General features: G+C 62.3%; 3 protein-coding genes. All 3 read left to right on the top strand.

The genetic code is table 11. The features are described 5' to 3' along the window. Positions 1 to 890 (top strand): ABC transporter permease (locus tag EN984_RS27970; protein WP_164765695.1); only part of this gene is annotated, 890 nt, incomplete at its 5' end. Then, positions 890 to 1810 carry an ABC transporter permease gene (locus EN984_RS27965; protein ID WP_127268999.1) on the top strand — a complete coding sequence of 307 codons (921 nt, stop codon included), beginning with the start codon at positions 890 to 892 and terminating at the stop codon, positions 1808 to 1810. The genes EN984_RS27970 and EN984_RS27965, both read left to right, overlap by 1 nt. A 50-nt stretch (positions 1811 to 1860) precedes the next feature. Beyond that, positions 1861 to 2928 carry a BMP family ABC transporter substrate-binding protein gene (locus EN984_RS27960; protein ID WP_127268998.1) on the top strand — a complete coding sequence of 356 codons (1068 nt, stop codon included), beginning with the start codon at positions 1861 to 1863 and terminating at the stop codon, positions 2926 to 2928. Positions 2929 to 3180 lie beyond the last annotated feature (252 nt).

Genomic DNA, 3180 nt, shown 5'->3' with positions numbered 1-3180 from the left:
CCTACAAGGCCAACATCTGGAACATCGGCGCCGAAGGCCAGTTCATCCTCGGCGGCATTGCCGGTTCGATGATTCCCGTGCTGTTTCCGCAGTTCGAAGGTCCGCTGGTGCTGCCGCTGATGCTGTTGCTCGGCATGGTCGGCGGCGCGGCCTATGCCGCGATCCCGGCTCTGCTCAAGACTCGCTTCGGCACCAACGAAATCCTGACCAGCCTGATGCTGGTCTACGTCGCGCAGCTCTTCCTTGATTGGCTGGTGCGCGGACCCTGGCGCGATCCGCAGGGCCATGGTTTCCCGCAGACCATCCAGTTCAACGATTCGGCCGTGTTGCCGGAGCTGATGCCGGATGCCGGACGGGCAAACTGGGGTTTTGTCTTCGCATTGGTCGCCGCGGTGCTGGTCTGGATCCTGATGAGCCGCATGCTGAAAGGTTTTGAGGTGCGCGTGCTGGGCTCAAGCCCGCGGGCAGGGCGCTTCGCCGGCTTCGGCCTCAACCGCATGGTCTTTTTTGCTTTCCTGCTGTCAGGCGCTCTGGCGGGTCTCGCCGGCATCTCCGAGGTCTCGGGCGCTATCGGGCAACTGCAGCCTGTCATTTCGCCCGGCTATGGCTTCACCGCCATCATCGTGGCTTTCCTTGGCCGCCTCAACCCGCTCGGCATCGTTGCCGCCGGTCTGGTGCTGGCGCTGACCTATCTCGGCGGCGAAGCGGTGCAGAGCGCGCTCGGCATCTCCGACAAGGTGGCGCGGGTGTTCCAGGGCATGCTGCTGTTCTTCGTGCTCGGCTGCGACACGCTCATCCACTACCGCATTCGCCTGGTCGGCCTGGCGCTGACCAAGCCGGAAGGTGCCGCGAAACTCGAAGCCGCGCCAAAGTTGAAGGAAGCCCGTTGATGGACATCACCGTAAACATCCTTCTGACCATCGCCACGGCGGCAACGCCCCTGTTGATCGCGGCAATCGGCGAACTGGTGGTCGAGCGCTCCGGCGTGCTCAATCTCGGCGTCGAGGGCATGATGATCATGGGCGCTGTCGGCGGATTCGGCGCGACCTATCTCACCGGCTCGCCCTGGATCGGCCTTTTGGCGGCAATCGCCATGGGCGCGGTGTTCTCGCTGCTGTTTGCCGTCATGACGCTGTCGCTGGCCACCAACCAGGTGGCGACCGGCCTGTCGCTGACGCTGCTCGGCCTTGGCCTGTCCGGCATGATGGGCACCAGCTTTGTCGGCCAACCCGGCGAAAGGCTGCCCAACCTCTACATTCCCGGTCTGACGGAAATGCCTGTCGTCGGCAGGCTGCTGTTCGGTCAGGACCCGATCTTCTACATTTCGATCGCGCTCACCGCGGCCGTCATGTGGTTCCTGTTCAAGACAAGGACCGGACTGACGCTGCGCTCGATCGGCGACAGCCACACCTCGGCCCATGCGCTTGGCATCCAGGTCATCCGCTATCGCTATCTCGCGGTGATCTTCGGCGGCGCCTGTGCCGGGCTTGCCGGCGGCCATCTGTCGCTGGTCTACACGCCGCAATGGGTCGAGAACATGAGCGCCGGCCGCGGCTGGATCGCGCTGGCGCTGGTGGTGTTCGCCTCCTGGCGGCCATGGCGGGTGCTGGCCGGCGCCTACATCTTCGGCGCGGTGTGGATCGGCCAGCTTCATGCACAGGCTTTTGGCATTCCAGTGCCTTCACAGTTCCTTTCTTCGCTGCCCTATCTGGCAACCATCGTGGTTCTCGTTCTAATCTCGCGCAACAAGCGTCTGACGATGATGAACACGCCGGCTTCCTTGGGGCAGCCATTCGTTCCGGATCGTTGACAATAAAAACAAACGGGAAGCTCCAAGGCTTAACTCAGAGAGGTAACACAATGAAAAAACTGCTTATTGCCCTGATGACCACGACCGCCGCCATGTCGCTGGCAGTGACGGCGGAAGCTGCGGACAAGCTGAAGGCATGCTGGGTCTACACCGGCCCGATCGGCGACTTCGGCTACTCCTACCAGCACGACCAGGGCCGTCTCGATGTGGAGAAGGCGCTCGGTGACAAGGTCGAAACAGCCTATCTCGAAAACGTCTCGGAAGGTCCCGACGCCGACCGCGCTTTCGAGCGCCTGGCGCGCGAAGGCTGCAAGCTCATCTTCGGCACCTCCTTCGGCTTCATGGACCCGGAAGTGAAGGTCGCCAAGAAATTTCCCAAGGTGATGTTCGAGCACGCCACCGGCTACAAGACATCGGACAATCTTGGCATCTACAATGCCCGCTTCTATGAAGGCCGCTACATTCTCGGCCAGATCGCCGCCAAGGAATCGAAGGCCGGCGTGGCCGGCTACATCGTTTCCTTCCCGATCCCGGAAGTGGTGATGGGCATCAACTCCTTCATGCTCGGCGCCCAGTCGATCAACCCGAACTTCAAGGCAAAGATCGTCTGGGTGAATACATGGTTCGATCCGGGCAAAGAAGCCGACGCCGCCAAGGCGCTGTTCGACCAGGGGGCCGACATCATCGTCCAGCACACCGATTCGACTGCTGCCCTGCAAGTGGCCGAAGAGCGGGGCCTGAAGGGCTTTGGCCAGTCTTCGGACATGATCAAGTTCGCGCCCAAGGCGCAGCTGACTTCGATCACCGATGATTGGGGTCCCTATTACATCAGCCGGGTCCAGGCAGCCCTCGACGGCACGTGGAAGCCTGGCAATGTCTGGCTCGGCATCAAGGACGGTGCCGTCAAGATGTCCGCTTACACCAACATGCCCGACGACGTGAAAGCGATGGCGCAGGCCACCGAAAAGAAGATCGTCGACGGCTGGAACCCCTTCACGGGACCGATCGCCAAGCAGGACGGCACGCCGTGGCTGAAGGACGGCGAAGTCGCCGACGACGGCACGCTGCTCGGCATGAATTTTTATGTGAAGGGCGTCGACGACAAGCTGCCGAAATAACCAGCGCGAGACATGAGACGGAGGGGCGCCGCGAGGCGCCCTTCTTCATTCGGCGGGCTGTGCGCCGGCAGAGGGGCGATGAAACCGCGTTCGTCCGGCATCGACCACACGGCCGAGCCAGAACCTGAGCAACCGCTGTACCGGTCGTTCGCAGGTGCGCCAGATCGCCCACGAAATGAAAAGCATGAGCACGACGCAACCAAGGGCGGCAATCCATTTGCCGACAATGGGCGTTGCCGCATTGATGGCGAG

The organism is Mesorhizobium sp. M7A.F.Ca.CA.004.12.1.1, assembly GCF_003997835.1.
Taxonomy (GTDB): domain Bacteria; phylum Pseudomonadota; class Alphaproteobacteria; order Rhizobiales; family Rhizobiaceae; genus Mesorhizobium.
The sequence above is the reverse complement of the archived record's forward strand: the minus strand, read 5'-3'. Positions and strand labels throughout refer to the sequence as shown.

Excerpts from the sequence above, each read along its gene's own strand:
- EN984_RS27965 (WP_127268999.1), top strand. The coding sequence starts at position 890 with ATGGACATCACCGTAAACATCCTTCTGACCATCGCCACGGCGGCAACG.
- EN984_RS27960 (WP_127268998.1), top strand. The coding sequence starts at position 1,861 with ATGAAAAAACTGCTTATTGCCCTGATGACCACGACCGCCGCCATGTCG.